19 protein-coding genes, 1 tRNA gene and 1 pseudogene are annotated in these 20,903 nt (G+C 28.4%); 7 read left to right on the forward strand and 14 right to left on the reverse strand.

Annotated elements, in window-relative coordinates:
• Nucleotides 1-116: 116 nt before the first annotated feature.
• From BTM21_RS12565 to BTM21_RS12580, 4 genes are all read right to left on the reverse strand, one after another.
• Nucleotides 117-725, reverse strand: coding sequence for a germination lipoprotein GerS-related protein (locus BTM21_RS12565; protein WP_079481697.1), 609 nt, complete (start codon nucleotides 723-725; stop codon nucleotides 117-119).
• A gap of 71 nt (nucleotides 726-796) precedes the next feature.
• Nucleotides 797-2,299 (reverse strand): bifunctional ADP-dependent NAD(P)H-hydrate dehydratase/NAD(P)H-hydrate epimerase, encoded by a 1,503-nt coding sequence (locus BTM21_RS12570; RefSeq protein WP_021874631.1) that lies wholly within the window; start codon nucleotides 2,297-2,299, stop codon nucleotides 797-799.
• 1 nt (nucleotide 2,300) lies between these two features.
• Nucleotides 2,301-2,672: a holo-ACP synthase gene (gene acpS, locus BTM21_RS12575; protein ID WP_021874632.1), complete on the reverse strand. Its 372-nt coding sequence runs from the start codon at nucleotides 2,670-2,672 to the stop codon at nucleotides 2,301-2,303.
• 127 nt (nucleotides 2,673-2,799) lie between these two features.
• Nucleotides 2,800-3,129, reverse strand: coding sequence for a DUF6514 family protein (locus BTM21_RS12580; RefSeq protein WP_079481699.1), 330 nt, complete (start codon nucleotides 3,127-3,129; stop codon nucleotides 2,800-2,802).
• Between the two features lie 380 nt (nucleotides 3,130-3,509).
• Here BTM21_RS12580 and BTM21_RS12585 point away from each other — a divergent pair, with 380 nt between their 5' ends.
• Nucleotides 3,510-6,149: an FAD-dependent oxidoreductase gene (locus tag BTM21_RS12585; protein WP_021874634.1), complete on the forward strand. Its 2,640-nt coding sequence runs from the start codon at nucleotides 3,510-3,512 to the stop codon at nucleotides 6,147-6,149.
• Nucleotides 6,150-6,202: 53 nt separating this feature from the next.
• Here BTM21_RS12585 and BTM21_RS12590 read toward each other — a convergent pair.
• Nucleotides 6,203-6,561: pseudogene (locus tag BTM21_RS12590) on the reverse strand (single-stranded DNA-binding protein).
• 114 nt (nucleotides 6,562-6,675) lie between these two features.
• Here BTM21_RS12590 and galE point away from each other — a divergent pair.
• Nucleotides 6,676-7,662: a UDP-glucose 4-epimerase GalE gene (gene galE, locus BTM21_RS12595; protein WP_079481700.1), complete on the forward strand. Its 987-nt coding sequence runs from the start codon at nucleotides 6,676-6,678 to the stop codon at nucleotides 7,660-7,662.
• 97 nt (nucleotides 7,663-7,759) lie between these two features.
• Here galE and BTM21_RS12600 read toward each other — a convergent pair whose 3' ends face one another.
• Complete coding sequence (locus tag BTM21_RS12600; protein ID WP_096145453.1) at nucleotides 7,760-8,566, reverse strand: YihY/virulence factor BrkB family protein; 807 nt, start codon at nucleotides 8,564-8,566, stop codon at nucleotides 7,760-7,762.
• A 280-nt stretch (nucleotides 8,567-8,846) separates the two neighbouring features.
• On the opposite strand from BTM21_RS12600, the gene BTM21_RS12605 reads away from it, so the two are divergent.
• Nucleotides 8,847-9,722 (forward strand): aldose 1-epimerase family protein, encoded by an 876-nt coding sequence (locus BTM21_RS12605; protein ID WP_021874638.1) that lies wholly within the window; start codon nucleotides 8,847-8,849, stop codon nucleotides 9,720-9,722.
• Nucleotides 9,723-9,803: 81 nt separating this feature from the next.
• Here BTM21_RS12605 and BTM21_RS12610 read toward each other — a convergent pair whose 3' ends face one another.
• Together BTM21_RS12610 and BTM21_RS12615 are read right to left on the reverse strand one after the other, a co-directional pair.
• Entirely contained in the window at nucleotides 9,804-12,098 is a 2,295-nt protein-coding gene (locus BTM21_RS12610; RefSeq protein ID WP_021874639.1) for an ATP-dependent DNA helicase, read from the reverse strand.
• 107 nt (nucleotides 12,099-12,205) lie between these two features.
• Nucleotides 12,206-12,796 carry a DUF1836 domain-containing protein gene (locus BTM21_RS12615; protein WP_021874640.1) on the reverse strand — a complete coding sequence of 197 codons (591 nt, stop codon included), beginning with the start codon at nucleotides 12,794-12,796 and terminating at the stop codon, nucleotides 12,206-12,208.
• A 549-nt stretch (nucleotides 12,797-13,345) separates the two neighbouring features.
• Here BTM21_RS12615 and BTM21_RS12620 point away from each other — a divergent pair.
• Nucleotides 13,346-13,585 (forward strand): AbrB/MazE/SpoVT family DNA-binding domain-containing protein, encoded by a 240-nt coding sequence (locus BTM21_RS12620; protein ID WP_021874641.1) that lies wholly within the window; start codon nucleotides 13,346-13,348, stop codon nucleotides 13,583-13,585.
• An 84-nt stretch (nucleotides 13,586-13,669) separates the two neighbouring features.
• Here the strand turns inward: BTM21_RS12620 and rsmI are convergent, their stop codons facing one another.
• The 4 genes from rsmI to BTM21_RS12640 all read right to left on the reverse strand — a co-directional run bounded on the left by rsmI (nucleotide 13,670) and on the right by BTM21_RS12640 (nucleotide 17,324).
• A complete protein-coding gene (gene rsmI / locus BTM21_RS12625) occupies nucleotides 13,670-14,515 on the reverse strand; it encodes a 16S rRNA (cytidine(1402)-2'-O)-methyltransferase (protein WP_021874642.1) in 846 nt (281 codons plus the stop codon).
• A gap of 2 nt (nucleotides 14,516-14,517) precedes the next feature.
• Complete coding sequence (locus BTM21_RS12630) at nucleotides 14,518-15,267, reverse strand: tRNA1(Val) (adenine(37)-N6)-methyltransferase (protein WP_021874643.1); 750 nt, start codon at nucleotides 15,265-15,267, stop codon at nucleotides 14,518-14,520.
• A gap of 125 nt (nucleotides 15,268-15,392) precedes the next feature.
• Complete coding sequence (locus tag BTM21_RS12635) at nucleotides 15,393-16,643, reverse strand: C40 family peptidase (protein WP_021874644.1); 1,251 nt, start codon at nucleotides 16,641-16,643, stop codon at nucleotides 15,393-15,395.
• Between the two features lie 375 nt (nucleotides 16,644-17,018).
• Nucleotides 17,019-17,324, reverse strand: a complete 306-nt coding sequence (locus tag BTM21_RS12640; protein WP_021874645.1) for a hypothetical protein — start codon at nucleotides 17,322-17,324, stop codon at nucleotides 17,019-17,021.
• Between the two features lie 133 nt (nucleotides 17,325-17,457).
• Between BTM21_RS12640 and BTM21_RS12645 the strand changes: the two genes are divergently transcribed.
• Nucleotides 17,458-17,533, forward strand: a tRNA-Pro gene (locus BTM21_RS12645).
• Nucleotides 17,534-17,563: 30 nt separating this feature from the next.
• Here BTM21_RS12645 and BTM21_RS14100 read toward each other — a convergent pair.
• Entirely contained in the window at nucleotides 17,564-17,692 is a 129-nt protein-coding gene (locus BTM21_RS14100; RefSeq protein WP_021874646.1) for a hypothetical protein, read from the reverse strand.
• 113 nt (nucleotides 17,693-17,805) lie between these two features.
• On the opposite strand from BTM21_RS14100, the gene BTM21_RS12650 reads away from it, so the two are divergent.
• Nucleotides 17,806-19,155, forward strand: a complete 1,350-nt coding sequence (locus BTM21_RS12650; protein ID WP_021874647.1) for a [Fe-Fe] hydrogenase large subunit C-terminal domain-containing protein — start codon at nucleotides 17,806-17,808, stop codon at nucleotides 19,153-19,155.
• A gap of 125 nt (nucleotides 19,156-19,280) precedes the next feature.
• Nucleotides 19,281-19,925: an HAD family hydrolase gene (locus BTM21_RS12655; RefSeq protein WP_079481899.1), complete on the forward strand. Its 645-nt coding sequence runs from the start codon at nucleotides 19,281-19,283 to the stop codon at nucleotides 19,923-19,925.
• 89 nt (nucleotides 19,926-20,014) lie between these two features.
• Here BTM21_RS12655 and BTM21_RS12660 read toward each other — a convergent pair whose 3' ends face one another.
• Nucleotides 20,015-20,761 carry a peptidylprolyl isomerase gene (locus tag BTM21_RS12660; RefSeq protein WP_021874649.1) on the reverse strand — a complete coding sequence of 249 codons (747 nt, stop codon included), beginning with the start codon at nucleotides 20,759-20,761 and terminating at the stop codon, nucleotides 20,015-20,017.
• Nucleotides 20,762-20,903 lie beyond the last annotated feature (142 nt).

The following is a 20,903-nucleotide window of genomic DNA, read 5'->3' on the forward strand; positions in this document are numbered from 1 at the left end:
CTTTTAATATAAGAATTAGCTTTAAATTAATTTTATCTTTTTTAAATTTCACCCTTATAACTTGTCTTATGTTTATCGCCTTCTCATTGCTTATATATTTTTTCTAAATTTTTATGCTATAAAATTGAATCATCCATTTCTTTTAATTTTTCAAAATCTTTATAAATTACTCTTACTCTATCTTTTCCATCTTTATCATAAATAACAGCCCCAAGAGGAACCTTTTCATTCTTATCTACATATACTTTAATTTTATCTAAATGATCATTTTCAAAAAATAATTCAGATGTAAAAGCTATATATTGAGTATCTCCCCATTCTTCTTGTCCCTCTTCAATACTTCCTTCTTCCATAGGAAAAGATAACAAGTTAGTCATTAGAGCAATGGTATGAAGCTTATCCATATCTTCTTCCATTGTATATTCTTTATTAGATATATTGTCTTTTACTGTTACATTTCCATCTTTATATATCTTTACTCTATCTTGACCAAAATCTATTCTAGCACCCTTATCCTTGCTATAATACAATACGGTTTCTTCGCTCTCTTCTCCACGAGTATTTTTTACGGTATACTCAATTCTCGTAGTGTAATAGGGCGTATCCCTTAATTTTTGTATTATTTCCTCATTAGATGGTTCTGCTGTTAATCTAAATATTATAACTAAAATAATAGATATAAATGGCACACATAATAAAAGTGTTAGTAATATCTTTTTTTTCATAAATCCTCCTAAAGTTATCAGTCTTCTTTACTACTAATATTATCTTCATAAGGATTTTATTCTATCTTTTACTAATCTATTTCTAAAATGCTCTCCATAACTTTTGGAATTTTATCTATAACTTCAGTTGCTGTAGTAGAATATTGATTTTTTGAAGCTATTTCTCCTGCTAATCCATGGATATATGCTCCTAATAAAGTTGAGTTTAACATAGAATGTTTTTGAACTATTAAAGATATTATAATTCCAGTTAAACAATCCCCCATTCCACCAGATGCCATTTTACTATTCCCTGTAGTATTTACAAAAACAAAATTCCCATCTGTAATTATAGTATTATATCCCTTTAATAATAAAATTATATTATTTGCTTTTGCATACTCTTTGGCTATCTCTATTCTATTACTTTCTATTTCCTTAATTGATTTACCTACTAATCTAGCCATTTCTCCTGGGTGAGTAGTAAAAATTGCCCTTTCTTTTAAAGGCTCTAGTAAGTTTTTGTTTTCTGCTATTATATTTATTCCTTCGGCATCTATAACTATCGGTTTTTGAGTTTCATAAATAACTTTTTCTAATAGTTCCTTTGCTTTTTCTTCACCTTTAAGTCCTGGTCCAAAGGCAATAGCATTGGAATTATTCAAGATATTTTCTATTTCCATTTCATCATTAATATCTATTGTCATCGCTTCTACTAACTTAGTGCTTAAAATATCTTGAACATATCTTGAAGAAATTAAAGTTGTTAACCCAGCTCCAGTTTTTAAACAAGCTTCTGTAGTTATATACGCAGCACCAGTGTACCCTCTAGCCCCAGCAATTATAACAGCCTTTCCATATGATCCCTTGTGTCCGTATAAATTCCTTTTATTTAACATGTATGAATAATCTTTTTTATCTAGGGTTACTATTTTTACATTATGCATATCTTTAACAGCCTTTGGTATCCCTATGGAAATTATCTCTAATTCCCCTAAATATTCTAAAGCTCTATACTCAATAAATCCCTTCTTAATAACTTCAAACGTGTATGTAATATCAGCTTTTACTGCATTTCCCATAGAAATTCCTGTATCAGCATTAATTCCTGATGGCACATCTACAGATATCTTAAAAGCTTTACAATTGTTTATTGTTCTAATTATATTTATATAAAAATCATTAAGATTTCTATTAAGTCCCACACCAAAAATACAATCCACAACAATGTCGCATTTATTTAACATATTTTGTAACATATTAATCTTTTCATTATTTTGTATATACTCTAGAGAACATTTCATTTCTTTTAATATTCTTAAATTAGTATTAAAATCATCAGTATATTTATTTTTTTCATTAACTATAATTACTTTAACAGACTTTTCTTGTAAAATTAACTTTCTTGCTATTGCTAATCCGTCACCACCATTGTTTCCTCCCCCACAAATTACAAGAAAATTTTCAGCTTTTCCTTTAATTCTATTTGCTACTTCATGAGCTGCATTTTCCATTAACACTATACTTGGAATCCCTATATTATCTATAGTATATTTATCTAATTCCTTGCATTTATTAACTGGTAATATATACATTTTACATATCCTCCAATATAGCAAAAGCAATTGCTGATGTATTGTTATGAGATATAGATATATTTAATTTGAAAGAGCTCACTTTTAATATTTTTATTATATTTTCATTTAAAGTAGCTATTGGTTTCCCAAGCTCGTCCCTCAACACTTCAATATCCTTAAGTGAAAAACTCCTTACTCCTGTTCCAATGGCTTTGCTTATAGCTTCCTTTGCCGCAAAATTCCCCGCTATAACTTCCGCTCTCATATTTTTGCTCTTAAAAAGCTCTAATTCTTTTTTTGTAAATAATTTTTCTACAAAACCATTAGTGTTATTTATAGCTTTTTCAATTCTAGCTATTTCAATAATGTCTGTCCCTACCCCTATAATCATCTAATCACCTCTAAAACTACCTTACTATTAAATAAAATATTTTTATTATTCCCGATACATTTTTAATTATATATGATTATAAGAATAATTTACAATTTACCAATATTGTAAAACTCTAGCTTATTCTTTAAATTACTCCTTGAAGTTCTAATACTCTGTCAAAATCATAAACATATTCATCTACATATTCTCCCAACACATCTACTAAATGTATTGGTGAAACTTGATTCTTATAAAGTAAGTCTAAAAGTTTACTAACTTTTTGTTTATCATTTGATATAAGACTAATATCATCTCTTTCAATGTTAATTACTTGTCCATCTTCAACGACTTGTCTTTCCACTTCAATACCAAATGCTTGATTTCCTCTAAAAGAACTACTAAACAACCTATAAAAATATTTATGTTCTCTATTATCTTCTGTTCTAACACTCAATAAGCTATCAACAATATTCATATCCTTTCCCCCTTAATAACCCTATTTAGTGAGAATTTAATAACTCACAAATAAACAATATCACACCTAATCTCAAAACTATGTCAAACATTGTTTCCAAGTTAGTTAAAATGTTTTTCTATTTTCCTACATATTTTTTTCTCTTTCAACTTTTTTATGACATAATATCACATATTTGTAATTTTATTACTCTGGTTTTACTCTTTTGTTGTCGAATAATAAATAAAAGTCGATAAATTGTACATACTTTAAGAGTGATGAAATATTAAAAACTTTTGTTATTTTACTTATTCTTCCATTGATATTGTCAATAATTAGTCATATAATTATATTGAAATAATCGTTATTAATTAATATTAATTACAAGGTAGGTGCAATTTATGAAATCCTTAGAACTAAAAAAGGATATCCACTGGGTGGGTGCTTTAGATCCTAATTTAAGAATATTTGATATTATCATGTACACTCCATATGGAACTACTTATAATTCATATGTTGTTAAAGGTAGTGAAAAAACAGCTATTTTTGAAACTGTTAAAGTAGAATTTTTTGAAGAATATATTTCTAGATTAAACGATTTAGGTGTTGATACTAAAAAGATAGATTATATAGTAGTTGATCATACCGAACCAGATCATGCGGGGTCAGTAGCTAAGATATTAGAACTTTCTCCTAATGCAAAGGTTGTAGGTTCTTCAATAGCTATTAAATTCTTAAAGAAAATTACTAATACTGAATTTGAATATATTACTGTTGGAGATGGTGATACTCTAAGCTTAGGAAATAAAACATTACAATTTATTTCAGCCCCATTCCTGCATTGGCCTGATTCAATTTATACTTATATTCAAGAAGATGAAGTATTAGTTACTTGTGACTCTTTTGGTTCACATTATTCTTCTCCTTCTATAATTAATAGTAAAATTGAAAATGAAGAGCATTATATGGATGCATTAAAATATTATTATGACTGTATTTTTGGTCCATATAAGCCTTATGTACTAAAAGCAATAGATAAAATTAAAGATTTAAAAATAGATATGATTTGTCCAGGACACGGGCCTGTACTTGTTGAAAATCCTATGAAAATAGTGGAAACTTATAAAGAATGGAGTACACCAATTCCAAAAAGAGCTGATGGTAAAAAAATAGTTACTATTCCTTATGTATCCGCTTATGGCTATACTGAACAAATAGCTCAAAAGATAGCTAGGGGTATAGAATCTTGTGGTAATATCGAGGTTAGATTATTTAATGTTACTTATAGTGAAATGGGAGATATTATAGGAAGTATTGGCGAATCAGATGGTTTATTATGCGGTTCTCCTACAATAGTAGGTGAATTACTAGAACCTATCCGTGATATACTTTCAAAATTAAACCCTGTTGTTCATGGTGGAAAACTTGCTGCTGCTTTTGGATCTTATGGTTGGAGTGGTGAAGCTATTCCTAGAATGGAAACTAGATTTAAGGAATTAAATTTAAAAATCTATGGTCCAAGTTTAAAAATAAACTTTAAAGCAAGTGATTCAGAACTTCAAGAAGCTTTTGATTTTGGAGTAGGCTTTGGTGAAACTCTTTTAGGTAATAAAGAATTTACTCCTTATGTAGATAATAAATCTGATATAAAAGAAATTTCTGGAGATGGTGAACTTAAGCTATGGAAATGTGTAATATGTGGAGAAATTTTTGAAGCAGAAGTTGTTCCTGAAATTTGTCCTGTATGTGGAGCTGGTAGTGATCAATTTATAGAAGTAGAAAGACCACAATCTATTCCTTCTATAGATAGAGAAGAAAATTACGTAATTATAGGTAATGGGGCTGCTGGTTTCTATGCTGCAAGAGCTATAAGAGAAAGAAATGCTAAGGGTATTATAACTCTTATATCTAATGAATCTGAGCATTCATATATAAGAACTCAACTTTCTGATTTAATATCTGAAGATAGTGATGATCAATTCTATCTTGTTGCATCAAATTGGTATAAAGAAAATAACATAAATGAACTTCTTGGTGTGAATGTAGATAGTATAAATAAAGATTCTAAAACTATTAAACTAAACAATGATAAGGAAATTTCTTATGATAAACTTATTTTAGCTAACGGAAGTTATAACTTTATTCCTAATACAAAAGTTAAATTAAGTGATTCATCTGAAATAGAGATAAATTCATTTAACTTTAATAAAGTAAATGGAATTCATACTATAAAAACGCTTAAAGATGTAGAAATAATAAAATCTGAATTACCTTCTACAAAAAATGTAGTTATAGTTGGTGGTGGACTTTTAGGCTTAGAGGCTGCTTGGGAAATTCAAAAACAAAACATTCATGTTAAGGTTATTGAATTATCTGAAAGAATTCTTCCTAGACAGTTAGATAATGATGGCTCTAAGGTGTTTAATAATATAGTAAACAACACTTCTGTTGATGTTTTACTTGGTGAATCTATAGATTATATATTAGCAAATGAAAATGGAGTTGAATCTATCATATTAAAGAGTGGTAAAACTTTAAATTGTGATATGATCATCTATTCTGTTGGTGTAAGAGCTAATACAGCTTTAGCTGAATCTATAGGTGTTAAATGTAATAGAGGTGTACTTGTAAATAATCATATGGAAACAAATATATCAGATGTATTTGCCTGTGGTGATGTTGCTGAATATGATGGTTGCTATTATGCTAATTGGCCTGCTGCTATAGAAATGGGAAAAGTAGCTGGTTGTAACGCAGCTCTTGATAAAATAGAATTCCAAAGATTTGTTTCTTCTACAGTATTTGTTGCTATGGAAACAGAAATTTTCTCTGCTGGAACTGTAGATTTTAATGATGAAACATTAGAAAAGGTAAGTTCTATAAATAAAGTCAATAATACTTATACAAGTTTATTCTTTAAAGATAATAAGCTTGTTGGTGGAATACTTATAGGAGATATATCATCTTCTGTTAAAATAATTCTTGGAATACAAAAAGGTGAAACAAAAACTGCTGTTTTATCTAAAGGAATAATATTTTAGTAAATAGTAAAAAGGAGTATAGGATAATTCTTATACCCCTTTTTTGATATTTTTTAAAGAACTTCTTCTTCTGAAGTATCTTCTCTTTCCCACTTTCTATTTCCTACAAATTTAAAATCTTCTGCCACTACCTCTGCTATATATTTTTATTTCCATCTTTATCTTCATAACTTCCAGTTCTTAATCTTCCACTTAAAGTTATATAACTACCTTTTTTCATATACTTACATACTACTTCTGCTTTTCTTCCCCAAAATGTAACTGGAATTAAGTCTGACTTTCTTGTTCCATCTTGTGATTTGAAATTTCTATCTACTGCTATTATGAATCTAGTGAATACCTTTTCTCCATTCTCTAATGTCTTAAGTTCAGGGTCTCTTATTAATTTTCCTAATAATACTATTTTGTTCATTTTTTATACCTCCTGAATATTTTATCTTTGATTATATCCACTTCTTATTTTTCTATTCAAATAGACAAAAGTATATTATAATTAAGTGATAAGTTTTATTTAGGAGGTATGAGAATGGCAATTTTAGTTTGTGGCGGTGCAGGTTATATAGGTAGTCATATGGTAGCCGAACTTTTAGAAAACGGACAGGAAGTAGTGGTACTAGATAATCTTGCAAAGGGTCATAGAGACGCTTTATTAGGTGGTAAATTATATGTGGGAGATTTAAGGGACAGAAAAGTACTAGATAAGGTTTTTACTGAAAATAAAATTGAAGCAGTTATAGATTTCGCTGCAGATTCTTTAGTTGGTGAAAGTATGACTGAACCTTTAAAATATTTTAATAATAATGTATACGGTACAATTTCATTGTTAGAAGCTATGAGAGATTATAATGTTAAATATATTGTATTCTCTTCAACAGCAGCAACTTATGGAGAACCTGAGGAAATTCCTATTTTAGAAAATAGTAAAACAGTTCCTACAAATGCATATGGTGAATCTAAATTATTAGTTGAAAAGATTTTAAGATGGGCAGATCATGCTTATGGAATTAAATATACAGCTTTAAGATACTTTAACGCTGCTGGTGCACATATCAGTGGAAAAATTGGAGAAGATCACTCTCCTGAAAGTCACCTTATTCCAATTATATTAAGTGTTGCACTTGGTAAGAGAGATAAAATAATGATGTATGGAGATGATTATGCAACTGCTGATGGTACTTGCGTAAGAGATTACATACATGTTTCTGATTTAGCTTCTGCTCATTCATTAGCATTAAAAAGATTAATGAATGGTGGAGAAAGTGCTATTTATAATCTTGGTAATGGTGCTGGTTTCTCTGTTAAAGAAGTAGTTGAAATAGCTAGAAAGGTGACTGGACACCCAATCCCTGCTGAGGTTGCTCCAAGAAGAGCTGGTGACCCTGCTGTGTTAATAGCTTCTTCTGAAAAAGCTACTGAAGAATTAAATTGGAAACCAAAATATAACTCACTTGAAAATATTATAGAAACTGCGTGGAATTGGCATAAAAATCATAAAGATGGGTATAGTAAATAATATATAATAATTAACTTATTATATGAAACTCCACAAAATTTTCTAAATATATAAGGGTAGAAGCTTTGCTTCTACCCTTATGTTAATTTTTTAATCTTTATTCTATTTCCCATTGTCTTTTTCTCATTGCTAATACAGAATTTATTTCCGCACCTAGTATTAATATCATAGAAGTAATATATAACCAAGTCATTAATACAAATACAGCTCCTAGACTTCCATAAAACCTCGAATAATTTGCTACATTATTTATATAGTATGAAAATCCTAATGAAACTCCAATCCAGCCTAATGTACTTATTATAGCTCCTGGTATCACTTCTCTCCATTTTCTCTTAATGGCTGGAGTGTACCTATATATACCTGCAAATATCCAAACCATCATAAATATTACTATTCCATATCGAGTTAAATTCCACAATGTTACTATAAGATCTTTAAATGGTAGTACTGATATTAAATAGTTTCCTATTACATCTCCAAATACTAACATAGCTAATGTTAAAATTATTATAAGTGCTAATGTAAATGTAAAAAATATTGCTACTATAACTCGTTTTACAAAAGATCTATCTTCTTCTATATTATAAGCTTTATTTATACCTTTAATTACAGCTCTAAACCCAGATGAAGCTGACCATATTGTGATGGCTATGGATGCTCCTAACAAACCTGTATATTGAGTATCAACTACCTCAATAACAATCTTAGACACAAGATCAAATACACTTGATGGTAATATACTCCTTAATCCATCTAATACCTCCATAGAATTTAGACTACTAAATCCTATTAACGTCATTAAAAAGATTAAAAATGGGAAAAATGATAAGATTAAATAATATGCCAATTGTGATGCTAATGCAAATATGTCATCATTTTTTACCTTAACAATAAAGTATATTAAAAAATCTACAGTAGATCTTTTTTCCCAGGCTCTTCATTTTTCATTAAATCACCCATCTTTATTTATTTATATTCTTTATTATTATATATCAAATAAAATATATTATAATTATTATATTTTATTTTTTGTACTATCATTTTCTATTTTATATCTTTTTCACTATTTTATCTATTTTTCCAGGAAAATTTTACATATAAAACCTTTACTTTATTTAATAAATTTCCTATAGTATAATTTATATTATTTGAAACTATTTTTCTATGAAAGGGTGTTGAATATGATTTATACTTTAGAAAATAACTCTATTAAAATTACAGCTAGTACATTTGGTGGAGAATTAAACTCTATTACAAGCAAAAAAGATAATACCGAATTTTTATGGACTGGAGATGAAAAGTATTGGAAATATCATTCTCCTGTATTATTTCCTATAGTAGGTAAAGTTAAAGATAATAAATATAGAGTTAATGGTGAAACTTTCGAACTTCCTCAACACGGCCTTGCAAGAACTCGTGAATTTAATATGATTGAAAAGGATGATAATCATATAGTTTTTGAACTTACTTGGTCTGAAGATACTTTAAAGGTTTATCCTTATAAGTTCTCTTTAAAGATTACTTATACACTTGTTGATAATGGTGTTATTACAACTTATACTGTTGATAATGTTGATAATGATACAATTTATTTCTCAATAGGTGCTCATCCAGCCTTTATGTGTCCTATAAAGAATAATGAAAACTTGGATGATTATTATTTTGAATTTAATAAAATAGAAAATTCAAAGATTATGCAATTAGGTAATACAGGCTACTTTATACACGAAAAGAAAGATTACTTAAAAGATACTAATATACTTCCTTTAAGTCTTGATATATTTAAATCTGATGCTTTAGTATTTGATGATTTAAAATCAACAGTAATAACATTAAAATCTAAAAATCATGATAGATATGTATCTATGGACTTTACAGGCTTCCCTTATATGGCTTTATGGACTAAAGCAACAGGGGCTCCTTTTGTATGTATAGAACCATGGTATGGTCTTTCTGATTTTGCTGATTTCAATGGTGAATTAAAAGATAAGATTGGTATAGAAAAGCTAAATGTTAATGAAAGTTTTGAGGCAAGCTATACTGTATCAATAAACTAAATTAAATATTTAAAGAGATTACCTACATTTTAAAATTATTATATTTTAATGTATAGATAATCTCTTTTTATTTTCTTATATCTATTTAAACTTTTCTATTTTCCACTCTTTTGGCAATAACGTTCTATATTTTAAGCTAAAATACCTATCATCTATAAGTAAAAGTCTCCCCTTATCTTCTTCAGTTCTAATTACTCTTCCAGCAGCTTGTAGCACTTTATTTATTCCTGGATATACGTATGCATAATCAAAGCCCTTATCGTCATAATAATCCTTTATTATATCCCCTTCTTTAGATATTCTAGGAAATCCAACTCCAACAACTACACTACCTATAAGCATATCACCAGGTAAGTCTATACCTTCAGAAAATATTCCACCTACAACGCAAAAAGCTGTTATATTTTTATTTTCCCTAAACTTGTTAATAAAAGCATCTCTATCTTCTTCCGACAAAGTATCTCCTTGGCAGAAAATATCTTCCTCTTGATAAAGCTCTACATATCTTGAATACACTTTATTCAAATAAGAGTATGATGGTAAAAAAACCATATAATTTCCACTATATTCACTAATGAATTTTTTAATTAACTTACATACATTATCTATGTTTTTTTCTCTCATACTATATCTCATATTTAATGGATAACCATAGGTTTTAAAATTTTCTATTTTAAAAGGTGATGGTAATTTCATTCTATAACTTTTTTCATTGCCACCTAATAAATCTATATAGTAATTTAGTGGCGTTAAAGTAGCTGAAAATATTATTGTTGAATAACTTCCTCTTACTATGGAAGCTAAGTTCTTAGAAGGATTTACGCAAAATAACTTTACTTTTACTTCGCTTTTATCTAATTCTACTATAGTAACATACTCATTAGAATATAACTCTGAAATTGAAACAAAGCTTCTCATATCGAAATAAAGCTCTAATACGTCATTATACCCTTTTGTTCCTACTGCTTTGACTAAATATTCGTCTCCCTCTTTCAAAGCTATCCTAAGCAGCTTATATAGGTTCTTAAACTCTTCTTTTTGATATATGTTATCCTGTTCCATTTCTTGAACTTGTTTTCTTATTTTTATGAACTCTTTATTTATTGAAGATAAAGCCTTATATAATGTAGGTGCTATACCTTTTATTAACTTACTTACATTAAGAATATTACTTTTATATAGTTCTGCACTAAACATATCTCTAGCTCTATTAACTAAGTTATGTCCTTCATCTACTAATAATATATTGCTTTTTAAATCCTCTTCAAAAAATCTCTTTAATCTAACTCTAGGATCAAATGCATAATTATAATCACATATTATTCCATCACACCATGAACTTAAATCTAATGATAATTCAAAAGGACATACCTCATACTTTTTGGCATACTTTTCTATTATCTCTCTAGTAAATCTTTTTTCATTTGATAACATCTCAAATATAATGTCATTTACTTTAGTAAAATAATTAACTGCATATCTACATTCATCAGGATTGCATGTTACTTTTTCTTGAAAGCATATTTTCTCCTTAGATGTTAAAGTTATATTTCTAAAATTTAACCCTTTATCTTCTAGTTTATTAAAGGCCTCTTCTGCTACAGTTCTTGTTATAGTCTTTGCTGTTAGATATATTATTCTCCTACCCATTCCGCTTCCTAATGCCTTCACAGCTGGAAATATCGTTGATATAGTCTTTCCTATTCCTGTAGGAGCTTGTGCAAATAAAACGCTCTTTTCTCTTATTGTATTGTAACAATTAACTGCTAAATCTCTTTGACCTTTCCTATAGGTTTCAAAAGGAAAATCAAGTTTATTAATTGAATCATTTCTTAATACTTGAAGTTTACTACTAATTTTAATCCACCTACTATATTCTTTAACTATATAATCTATAAAACTAGTTAGTTCTTCTATATTAAATTCTTTATCAAAACTTTTTACTTCATTTGTTTCTATATTATAATAACTTAATCTAATAAAGATATTACTTAAATTATTTTCAACTAAATATATATATGAATAAAACTTTGCTTGTGCCCAATGCAATTCATTATAATCTTCATCTATCAAAGATAAATTTTTCATAGTTGACTTAATTTCTTCTATTATTATCCTATTATCTTCTATTATTATCCCATCAGCTCTACCATCTACTTTTAATAAAGCATCTTCTATAGCAAAAGTATATTCTAATCTTACTTCCTTTTCATAATTAGAATATATCTTTTCATTACTAGCTTGTAATCTTTGATGTGCTAATGTCCCCTCTAAAGCTCTACTTTTACCTGTATATCTATCATCTAAATGACCTGCTCTTAAAATATATTCAATTATCCCTCTAACTGATTCTCTAATTACAATTTTATTTTCCATAGCATTCCTTATCTTTCTTACATATATACTACTATTATAGCCAATATACTAATGTATCTCTATTTAAATAAAAAAAATAACACAGAATACTCTGTGCTATTTTGAAATTACTCTGAATGATATTCATTCACTATTTTTTGAACCAGCTTTTTAATTGCACTTGCTTGTGCTATTAAAGACATTACTATTACGAAGGTTCTAATGCTATTTTCGTCTTTTTCATTTAAGTCTAATTCAGAAATTATCTCATTTAATTTTTGTTCATCTACAGCTGGTGTAGCTAAAAAGTCTTTAAAACTTTCACTTTGTGTCTCTGCAAATATTTTATATGCTCTTTCCCATGATATTATGTCATCAGATCTATCATTTATTTCATTAAATGCAAGACTAAACACTTTTTTTATTTCTTCTGTAGTTAATACTGGCCTCATATAACTCAAAAGAACTAATTGAACTAAATGAATCTTTGTATATCCTCTTTTTTTACCATCCTCTGGTTTAGTTATAACTTCACTTTTTATGTAATTTTGTACTATGTTATTAGTGTATTTATCTTCTGTAAATTTATCATTTAAAAAATCTATAACTTGGGATAGAAAGAGGTCATACTTTGGTAGATCATCATAAGAAACCATACTATTAGTTGACATTTCTTCTGCCAAATCTGTTATATAATTAGTATCAATTTTTTTTACCATTATCTATCCACCTCTCACACGTTTAATATTATATATATAATATCTCTTTAAAATTTATTATATAGTACCTATAAACTTATTACAAGTTAATTTTGCCTATTTTATTTTACTACACATTTCAACTTTACTATAGTTTATCTATATAAGTGCATTACAATACGCCTAAATCCCCTTTATTTATATCATATTCTTTATTACTTAATAACTTTTTATATTTTCGACATAAACTTTTCTATTACTACATAATATTATTTTTACATTTTTTTCTTGTTTTGTAAGCCGATTTTTTAATTTTTAATCAATTTGCTTATTTATTTTACTTATAAAGCTAGAGGACAAGCCACTTAACAAGACTATGTATTTTTTGGAAATTTTCTAATAAACCTATTGACATTTCTAATTTATGGTAGTATATTTTACTTATAAAGTTTCGCATATAAAAAATTTGTAAATTTTAAATAAATTTATCATTTTAATATTGACTTTTAATTACATATTTAGTAATATTAAGTTACAAGATGTCGAAACTTGTTTTAAGGAGGAAATATTATGAAATCAACTGGAGTTGTAAGAAGAGTAGACGAATTAGGAAGAATCGTTATTCCTATAGAATTAAGAAGAACATTAGATATCGCTGAAAAGGATGCTTTAGAAATATACGTAGATGGTGAACAAATTATATTAAAGAAATATGAACCAGCTTGTATCTTCTGTGGCGATGCTAGAGACGTAGTTAACTACAAAGGTAAGAACATTTGCGAAAAGTGTTTAGCTGAATTAAAGAAATAATCTTTTTATTCGTACATACCACTTTACTTTAAAGTTCTTAAGTAAACACCCCCATTAGTAAAATTAACTAATAGGGGTGTTTTATTATATATTCATAGAATACTTATATATTTCTTTTTTAGGTACTCCTCTTTCCTTTGCAACTCTTTTTATAGCCTCTTTTTTATCTATTCCGGATTCCATAACCTTTAAAATATGTTCTTCTACCGTTAAGTCTATCCATAAAGAGTCTCTTTCTGCTTTTAATTCTTCTTCTGATTTTCCTTCTATAACTAAGACAAATTCACCTCTAGGCTTATTAGCAACAAAGTGTTCTATCCCTTCTGTTATTGTGCCTCTATATATTTCTTCATGTAGTTTTGTTAATTCTCTACATATTGCTATTTTTCTATCTCCTAAATTATCTTTTAAATATGTCAAAGTTTCTAAAAGTCTATGTGGTGCTTCATAAAATATTAATGTGTCTTTTACATTTAGAAGTTCTTCTATTACTGGTTTTCTTTCTTTGTTTTCTCTTGGTAAAAACCCTCTAAAAACAAACTTTGTTGTATCTATCCCTGAATATACCAAAGCTGTAGTTATTGCTGTAGCTCCAGGTAAAACTTCAAAATCTATTCCACGCTCAATACATTTTAATACAACAACACTTCCTGGATCTGAAATACCAGGTGTTCCTGCATCTGTTACCAAAGCAACATTTAAACCTTCTTCTAGTTTATTTATTATATCTTCACTTTTGCCTTGCTCATTATGTTGATGATAACTAAATAAACTCTTCTTTATGTTAAAGTGATTTAAAAGCTTTAAACTTTGTCTCGTATCTTCTGCTGCAATAATATCCGCATTTTCTAAGACTTCTAACGCCCTAAGTGTTATATCCTTTAAATTTCCTATAGGTGTTGGTACTAAATATAACTTTCCTACTGACACTTTTATCCCTCTCTTCCATATATCTCATTTAATTCTTTACTATAAGTTCCATCTTCATTATATACATATAAAGGTGCATCCCACTTTAAAAATGCTCCCCCATCTCGTTGCCCTTCTACAAGTACTATATTAGGTGCCTTTTTAGGGTTAGGTTGAATCATCTTCACTCTCTTTGGCTCTATATTATACTTTCTCATAAGCTCAAATATGTCTATTAGCCTTTCTGGCCTATGTACTATATACATACGTCCATTGTCCTTAAGAAGCCTTCTAGAAGCTATTATAACGTCTTCTAGCCTACACATAATTTCATGTCTAGCTATAGCTAATTTATCATTAGGATTTAAAATCCCTGCATTATTCAATTTATATGGTGGATTTACAGTAAGTACATCAAATTTACCTAAAGTATCTAATAACTTTTTATCTTTTAAATCTCCACACTTAAATTTAATTTTTTCTTGAAGATTATTATACTTAACGCTTCTTTTTGCCATTTCAACCATATCTTCTTGAATTTCTAATCCAACTACTTGATTAGGCTCATATTTACCATAAACTAAAAAAGGTACTATTCCTGTTCCCGTACATATATCTATAACTCTATGTTTCTTTTTAATATTAGCAAAATCAGATAAAAGTACTGCATCTACTCCAAATCTAAATCCGCTCTTCTTTTGAATTAAATGAAGTCCCTTCAACTGTAGATCATCTATTGATTCATCTTCTAATAGTTGTACTGTATTTTCCATCTTATCATCCTTTATTTTCTTTTTTCTAAATTATAACCTAAGGAATATTAATTTACAATTAACAGAATTTAACTTAAATAAACTCCGGCCATTTTAGACCGGAGTTTTACTTGCTAAACTATTAATTATTCTATTATTCTTCTAGCTGCGTAGAATGAAGTAACTGGTGATACTTTTACTCTATCTCCTGGTTGAGGAGCATGAATATAACTTCCGCCACCTACATAAATACCAACATGATCTCCACCATATGTGAATACTAAGTCACCTGGTTGTAATTCACCTTGTGATACAGCTCTACCTTGTCCAATTTGTGAATAAGTAGTTCTTGTAATTTCAATTCCTGCTGCATTTCTATAAACATAGCTTGTAAATCCAGAACAGTCAAATGTATCTGGACCAGTTGCTCCATATACATAAGGAGTACCTAAGAAGTTATATGCATAACTAACTATACCTGAAGCTGATCCACTTACAGTAGCATTATCCCCTCTATTTGGTATACTTGGTTTATTAGCTTCTGCTTGAGCCTTAGCTTCTGCTTCAGCCTTAGCTTCTAAATCAGAAATTCTTACTTTAGCAGCTTCAATAGCATTATTTACTTCTTCAATTACAGTAGGACTCTTAAGCTGATTATCTCTAACGCTTCTTAATTGATCAATAGCACTTTGAATCTCATTAATTGAATTTGATGAAGTTAATACCGTTAATTGGTGATCTACTATCTTTCTCTCTGCAATTGATAAGAATTCAGCATCAAACTTAGTTTGCTCTTCTTTAGCAGTATTAATTAGAACTTCTTGTTCCTTCTTTTTAACTTCAAATTCTTGTAAAGCCTTTTGAGTTTCATCATTTACTTTAACTATTTCATCATTTTTTTCTTCTAATGACGAAATCTTATTATTCATCTTTTCTTGCTTGTCCAATAAATCTTTTACAACCTTCTTATCAATATTAACTAATCTAGTTGTAGAATCTAATTTAGATATGAAATCGCTAAAGCTTTCTGCACTAAAGACAATTGATAAGTAACTACTTTGTCCACCTGACTTATATAGTTCTCTTAATCTTTTTCCTAAAATCTCTTCTCTTTCTCCGATTTCAACCTTTGATGCATCGATTTCTTTTGTAGTGTTTTCAATTTCCTCTTTTATATCTTGCATCTCTTTTTTATTATTTTCCACCTTTTCAACAAGTGGATCTATTTCCATATTTAATTTGTATATTTCACCTTGAATGTCATTAATCTTCTTAGTTATTTCTTCATATTTCTTTTGACTTTCCGTAACTTCCTGGTTTGGTGTTGCAAAGGCCGGCACTCCTGAAGTTAATACTAAAACTCCGGCAATAACTGCTGATAAAATTCTTTTTCTCATACGTATCCTGGTCCTTGGACCATCCCCCTCTCCTACGTGATATGTTTTCATTATAACACTTATGGAAAGCTTGGACAATGGTAAATTTTTTAAAAGCGTGGTATTTAGGTAATGTAAATGTATACTATAGGCCTATGTATTTATATTTTTTACAATAGTTGCTAAAACCCAAATTCCCCCTTATCCCTAATAAACACTTGCTTTAGAGATATCGAATTCTTAGATTAGCCTTATATTAGTATTAATTTCCGTTTAAAATTTCTTAATTTTTTCTTAATATTTTATCCTTTTTGATAACCTTCTACAAAAATTATTTTATTCTCTATCATATCATATTAAATAGTAAAAGACACCACTAAATGATGTCTTTTTTAACTAGTACTTTTTATACTTTTTCCCTAATTTATTTTGAAGTAAAGATGCTGTTACCATTACTATTATAAATATTACAACTATGTATTTAGACTGTTCTTCAAACATATAATCTAGACCACCTAATAAAAGTCCAGCTAACCCAACTATAATATTAAACTTTCCATTAAATGAAATGAATTTGTTAGTATCAGTATAAATTTGAACCTCTGACATTAACTTTCTAATTTTTTTACTACTTAAAATTACTAAGCCGATAAGTATAAAACCTATACTAGCTACAATCATAACAATAGTACTTCCTCTCACGTTTAGTACCTCCTCTATGTAATTTGCTTACAATTAATAACTATATACTAAATTAAAATATATAATTTTTCAATATTTATATAAAAATGTATTGACATATTCCAAGTAAGTCACTATAATAAGTTATGTGCTACGGGGTGTGGCGCAGATGGGAGCGCGCGTGGTTTGGGACCATGAGGTCGCAGGTTCAATCCCTGTCACCCCGACCAAAAGCTAGGTAAGAATTTACCTAGCTTTTTTTATTTGTTAAAATTGTTTTCTATATATTCCTCCCCTTCTGTAAATCTCTCTTCCACACCAATAGCCTTAAAAATAGACAATACTATAGGGATAATTGCAATATAAATAAAAAATACTAATAGTGGCATATCTATCTCCCCTTCTAAATTTATAAATTAAGTAATATTATTTAATAAAAATATAGATACTAATTGTATATTAAAATTTACTTATGTTTGTAATTTTTTCTTGGAGGTATACAATGAATAAAAAATATAATACTTTATTTAAAGAACTTGTAAAATCTTATTATGACGGTAACTTTGACGAAACACTTAAAAATATACTATCTACATCTGAAAAAAGTGTCAAGGAAACGTTTTCTATAATTTCATCATTATGTGGATCTAATGTTAAATATGATGAAAATTACATTTATAATTTGAAAAAAGCTATTACTAATTACAATGTTCATCAAAAAATAGTTGAAAAACTACAGAAATGCTCTGGAAATTGTGCTGAAACTGAAGGTGGAATATCTAAATGTCAACGTTCTTGTCCCTTCGATGCTATAATTGATGATAAAGAAACTAACTCCAAAATAATAGATTCTGAACGTTGCATAGACTGTGGACTTTGTATCGATGCCTGTGAAGATGGTAACTTTATAGATAAAGTTGAATTCTTACCTGTAATGGAACTAATAAAAAACAACAAAACAGTAATAGCTGCTGTAGCACCTGCTATAAGTGGCCAATGGGGTCCAAATACAACTATGGATCAAATGAGAACAGCTCTAAAAAAAATCGGTTTTACCGATATGATTGAAGTAGCTTTTGCCGCTGACATGCTAACTATAAAAGAAGCTGTTGAATTCAATAACCATGTGCATACCTCTTCTGATTTAATGATTACCTCATGTTGTTGTCCTATGTGGGTAGGAATGTTAAAAAAAGTATATAAATCATTAGTTAAAGACCTCTCTCCATCTGTATCTCCAATGATTGCTGCTGGTAGAGTTATTAAAACATTAAATCAAGATGCTAAAGTAGTCTTTATAGGACCTTGTATTGCTAAAAAATCCGAAGCTAAAGATAAAGATTTAGTAGGTGCAATAGATTTTGTTCTTACCTTTCAAGAATTAAAAGAAATTTTTGATGCCTTGTCTGTTAATCCATCCACCTTAGATGAAACCCCATCCATTGAATACGCTTCACGTGGTGGTAGATTATATGCACGTACTGGCGGAGTGTCAATAGCAATATCTGAAGCAGTAGAAGAACTCTATCCTGAAAAATTCAAACTTTTTAAGGCTGCGCAAGCTGAAGGTGTTAAAAACTGCAAAGAAATTCTAGAAAAAGCTCAAAACGGCGAATTAGATGCAAACTTTATAGAAGGTATGGGTTGTATTGGTGGTTGCGTTGGTGGTCCTAAAATCCTAGTTCCTAAAGAAGAAGGAAAGAAAGCAGTAGACCAATTTGCATATGATTCCTCTATAAAAATAGCGACTCATAGTGCCATCTTAGATAATGTATTAGAAAAATTAAATATAACTTCATTAGATGACTTTAAAAATCCTGAAAAAATTAGTATTCTCGAACGTGAATTCTAATAATCGCTGCTTTTTAGCAGCCTTTTTCTTTTATATTAATATACTATTATAAAAATGCTATTTCGTTGATTATTTTTTTTAATTTGTTATAATATTAATTTAAATAAGCAATAGAGGTGATGGTAATAATGCATAATATAAAAGCAGCAATTTTTGATTTAGATGGAACACTAGTAGACTCTATGTGGGTTTGGGAACAAATTGATATAGACTATCTTTCAAGTAAAGGCCATAAGGTTCCTGATGGTATTAAGGATGAGATAAGCCATCTAAGCTTTAATGATACAGCTCTATATTTTAAAAATAGGTTTTCAATAGAAGATTCTGTTGATGAAATAATTAATTGCTGGAATGTCATGGCTTTAGATTATTATTCTAACAAAATAAAATTAAAAAAAGGTGTATTGGAATTTTTTAATAAATTAAAAGAAAATAATATAAAAATAGGACTTGCTACAAGTAATTCCTTACCATTATTAGAAGCTACATTAAAAAATAATAATCTATATGATTACTTCGATGCTATAACTGTTACTGATGAAGTAAAGAAAAGTAAAGCTAATCCTGATATATATTTACTTGCAGCTGAAAAACTAAATATATCTCCTAAAGATTGCATTGTTTTTGAAGATATTGTTCAAGCTGTTAATGGAGCTAAATTAGCTGGAATGAAAGTAGTTGCAATATATGATAAATCATCAGAAAACCAAAAAGAAGACCTTATTAGCTTAGCTGATAAATATATATATGATTATACTGAACTATTATAGTAAAAACCCTCTTAGTAGAAAACTAAGAGGGTTTTTAGCTTTAAATTATAATATTTATATTAAGTAAATAAAACTTCTATTATATATTACTATTTTCTAGTAACTCCATATTTGCCTTCTAATTCCTTAACAACATCTAAATACTTTCTTTGTTGTCTTTCTTGAATTAAGTTATTTACTATTTGATCTTTTACATTTTCAAATTCCACTGACTTTTCTTCTGATTTTCCTTCAACCTTGATTAAATGATATCCGAATTGTGTTTGTACTGGTTCACTTACAACGCCAATTTCTAAATTGAATGCTGCTTCTTCAAATTCTGGAACCATCATTCCTCTACCAAATGCACCTAAGCTACCACCTTGTTCTTTAGATGGGCAACTTGAATACTTATTAGCTGCTTCTTCAAAAGTAAGTTCTCCAGCTTCAATTTCTTTCTTGATTTGGTCACAAGTTTCCTTTGAATCAACTAATATATGTTTAGCTGATACTGTAGGTTGTTCTACAAACATATTTTTATTTTCGTTATAAAAATCTAAAGCTTCTTTATCAGTAACAGTTATTTCTGATAATACCTTATTCATTGTTATTTGAGTTAATATATCTTTTTCAGCTTGAGCTACATTAGCTTTATATTCTTCAGTAGTATTTAGCTTTAATTCTTCACCTAATTGTGCCATTAATTCAAAAGCTATAACTTGTTCTAATAATTGCTTCATTGCTTGCTCTGTTTGGAAATATCCTCTTTTTTCTTCTGGATATCTCATAACTAATTTTTGTAAGTCTGAAGTTTTAATATCTTTTCCAGCTACTGTTGCTAAAATCTTATCTTGCATTTATAAAAGTCTCCTTTATTTTTATTATAGTTGATACTTTTTATTATATCAGAATTGGAAATAATGTATATTATATTTAGAATAAAATTTAAATTTACCTATAATTATTCTTATTGATAATAATTATCTATAGTATTATAAT

It is taken from the genome of Clostridium chauvoei (assembly GCF_002327185.1).
GTDB lineage: Bacteria > Bacillota > Clostridia > Clostridiales > Clostridiaceae > Clostridium > Clostridium chauvoei.

What these genes read in the sequence shown, in the direction of transcription:
- BTM21_RS12565 (WP_079481697.1), bottom strand. Translation starts at nt 725, where the DNA reads ATGAAAAAAAAGATATTACTAACACTTTTATTATGTGTGCCATTTATA.
- BTM21_RS12570 (WP_021874631.1), bottom strand. Translation starts at nt 2,299, where the DNA reads ATGTATATATTACCAGTTAATAAATGCAAGGAATTAGATAAATATACT.
- acpS (WP_021874632.1), bottom strand. Translation starts at nt 2,672, where the DNA reads ATGATTATAGGGGTAGGGACAGACATTATTGAAATAGCTAGAATTGAA.
- BTM21_RS12580 (WP_079481699.1), bottom strand. Translation starts at nt 3,129, where the DNA reads ATGAATATTGTTGATAGCTTATTGAGTGTTAGAACAGAAGATAATAGA.
- BTM21_RS12585 (WP_021874634.1), top strand. Translation starts at nt 3,510, where the DNA reads ATGAAATCCTTAGAACTAAAAAAGGATATCCACTGGGTGGGTGCTTTA.
- galE (WP_079481700.1), top strand. Translation starts at nt 6,676, where the DNA reads ATGGCAATTTTAGTTTGTGGCGGTGCAGGTTATATAGGTAGTCATATG.
- BTM21_RS12605 (WP_021874638.1), top strand. Translation starts at nt 8,847, where the DNA reads ATGATTTATACTTTAGAAAATAACTCTATTAAAATTACAGCTAGTACA.
- BTM21_RS12610 (WP_021874639.1), bottom strand. Translation starts at nt 12,098, where the DNA reads ATGGAAAATAAAATTGTAATTAGAGAATCAGTTAGAGGGATAATTGAA.
- BTM21_RS12615 (WP_021874640.1), bottom strand. Translation starts at nt 12,796, where the DNA reads ATGGTAAAAAAAATTGATACTAATTATATAACAGATTTGGCAGAAGAA.
- BTM21_RS12620 (WP_021874641.1), top strand. Translation starts at nt 13,346, where the DNA reads ATGAAATCAACTGGAGTTGTAAGAAGAGTAGACGAATTAGGAAGAATC.
- BTM21_RS12630 (WP_021874643.1), bottom strand. Translation starts at nt 15,267, where the DNA reads ATGGAAAATACAGTACAACTATTAGAAGATGAATCAATAGATGATCTA.
- BTM21_RS12635 (WP_021874644.1), bottom strand. Translation starts at nt 16,643, where the DNA reads ATGAGAAAAAGAATTTTATCAGCAGTTATTGCCGGAGTTTTAGTATTA.
- BTM21_RS14100 (WP_021874646.1), bottom strand. Translation starts at nt 17,692, where the DNA reads ATGCCACTATTAGTATTTTTTATTTATATTGCAATTATCCCTATAGTA.
- BTM21_RS12650 (WP_021874647.1), top strand. Translation starts at nt 17,806, where the DNA reads ATGAATAAAAAATATAATACTTTATTTAAAGAACTTGTAAAATCTTAT.
- BTM21_RS12660 (WP_021874649.1), bottom strand. Translation starts at nt 20,761, where the DNA reads ATGCAAGATAAGATTTTAGCAACAGTAGCTGGAAAAGATATTAAAACT.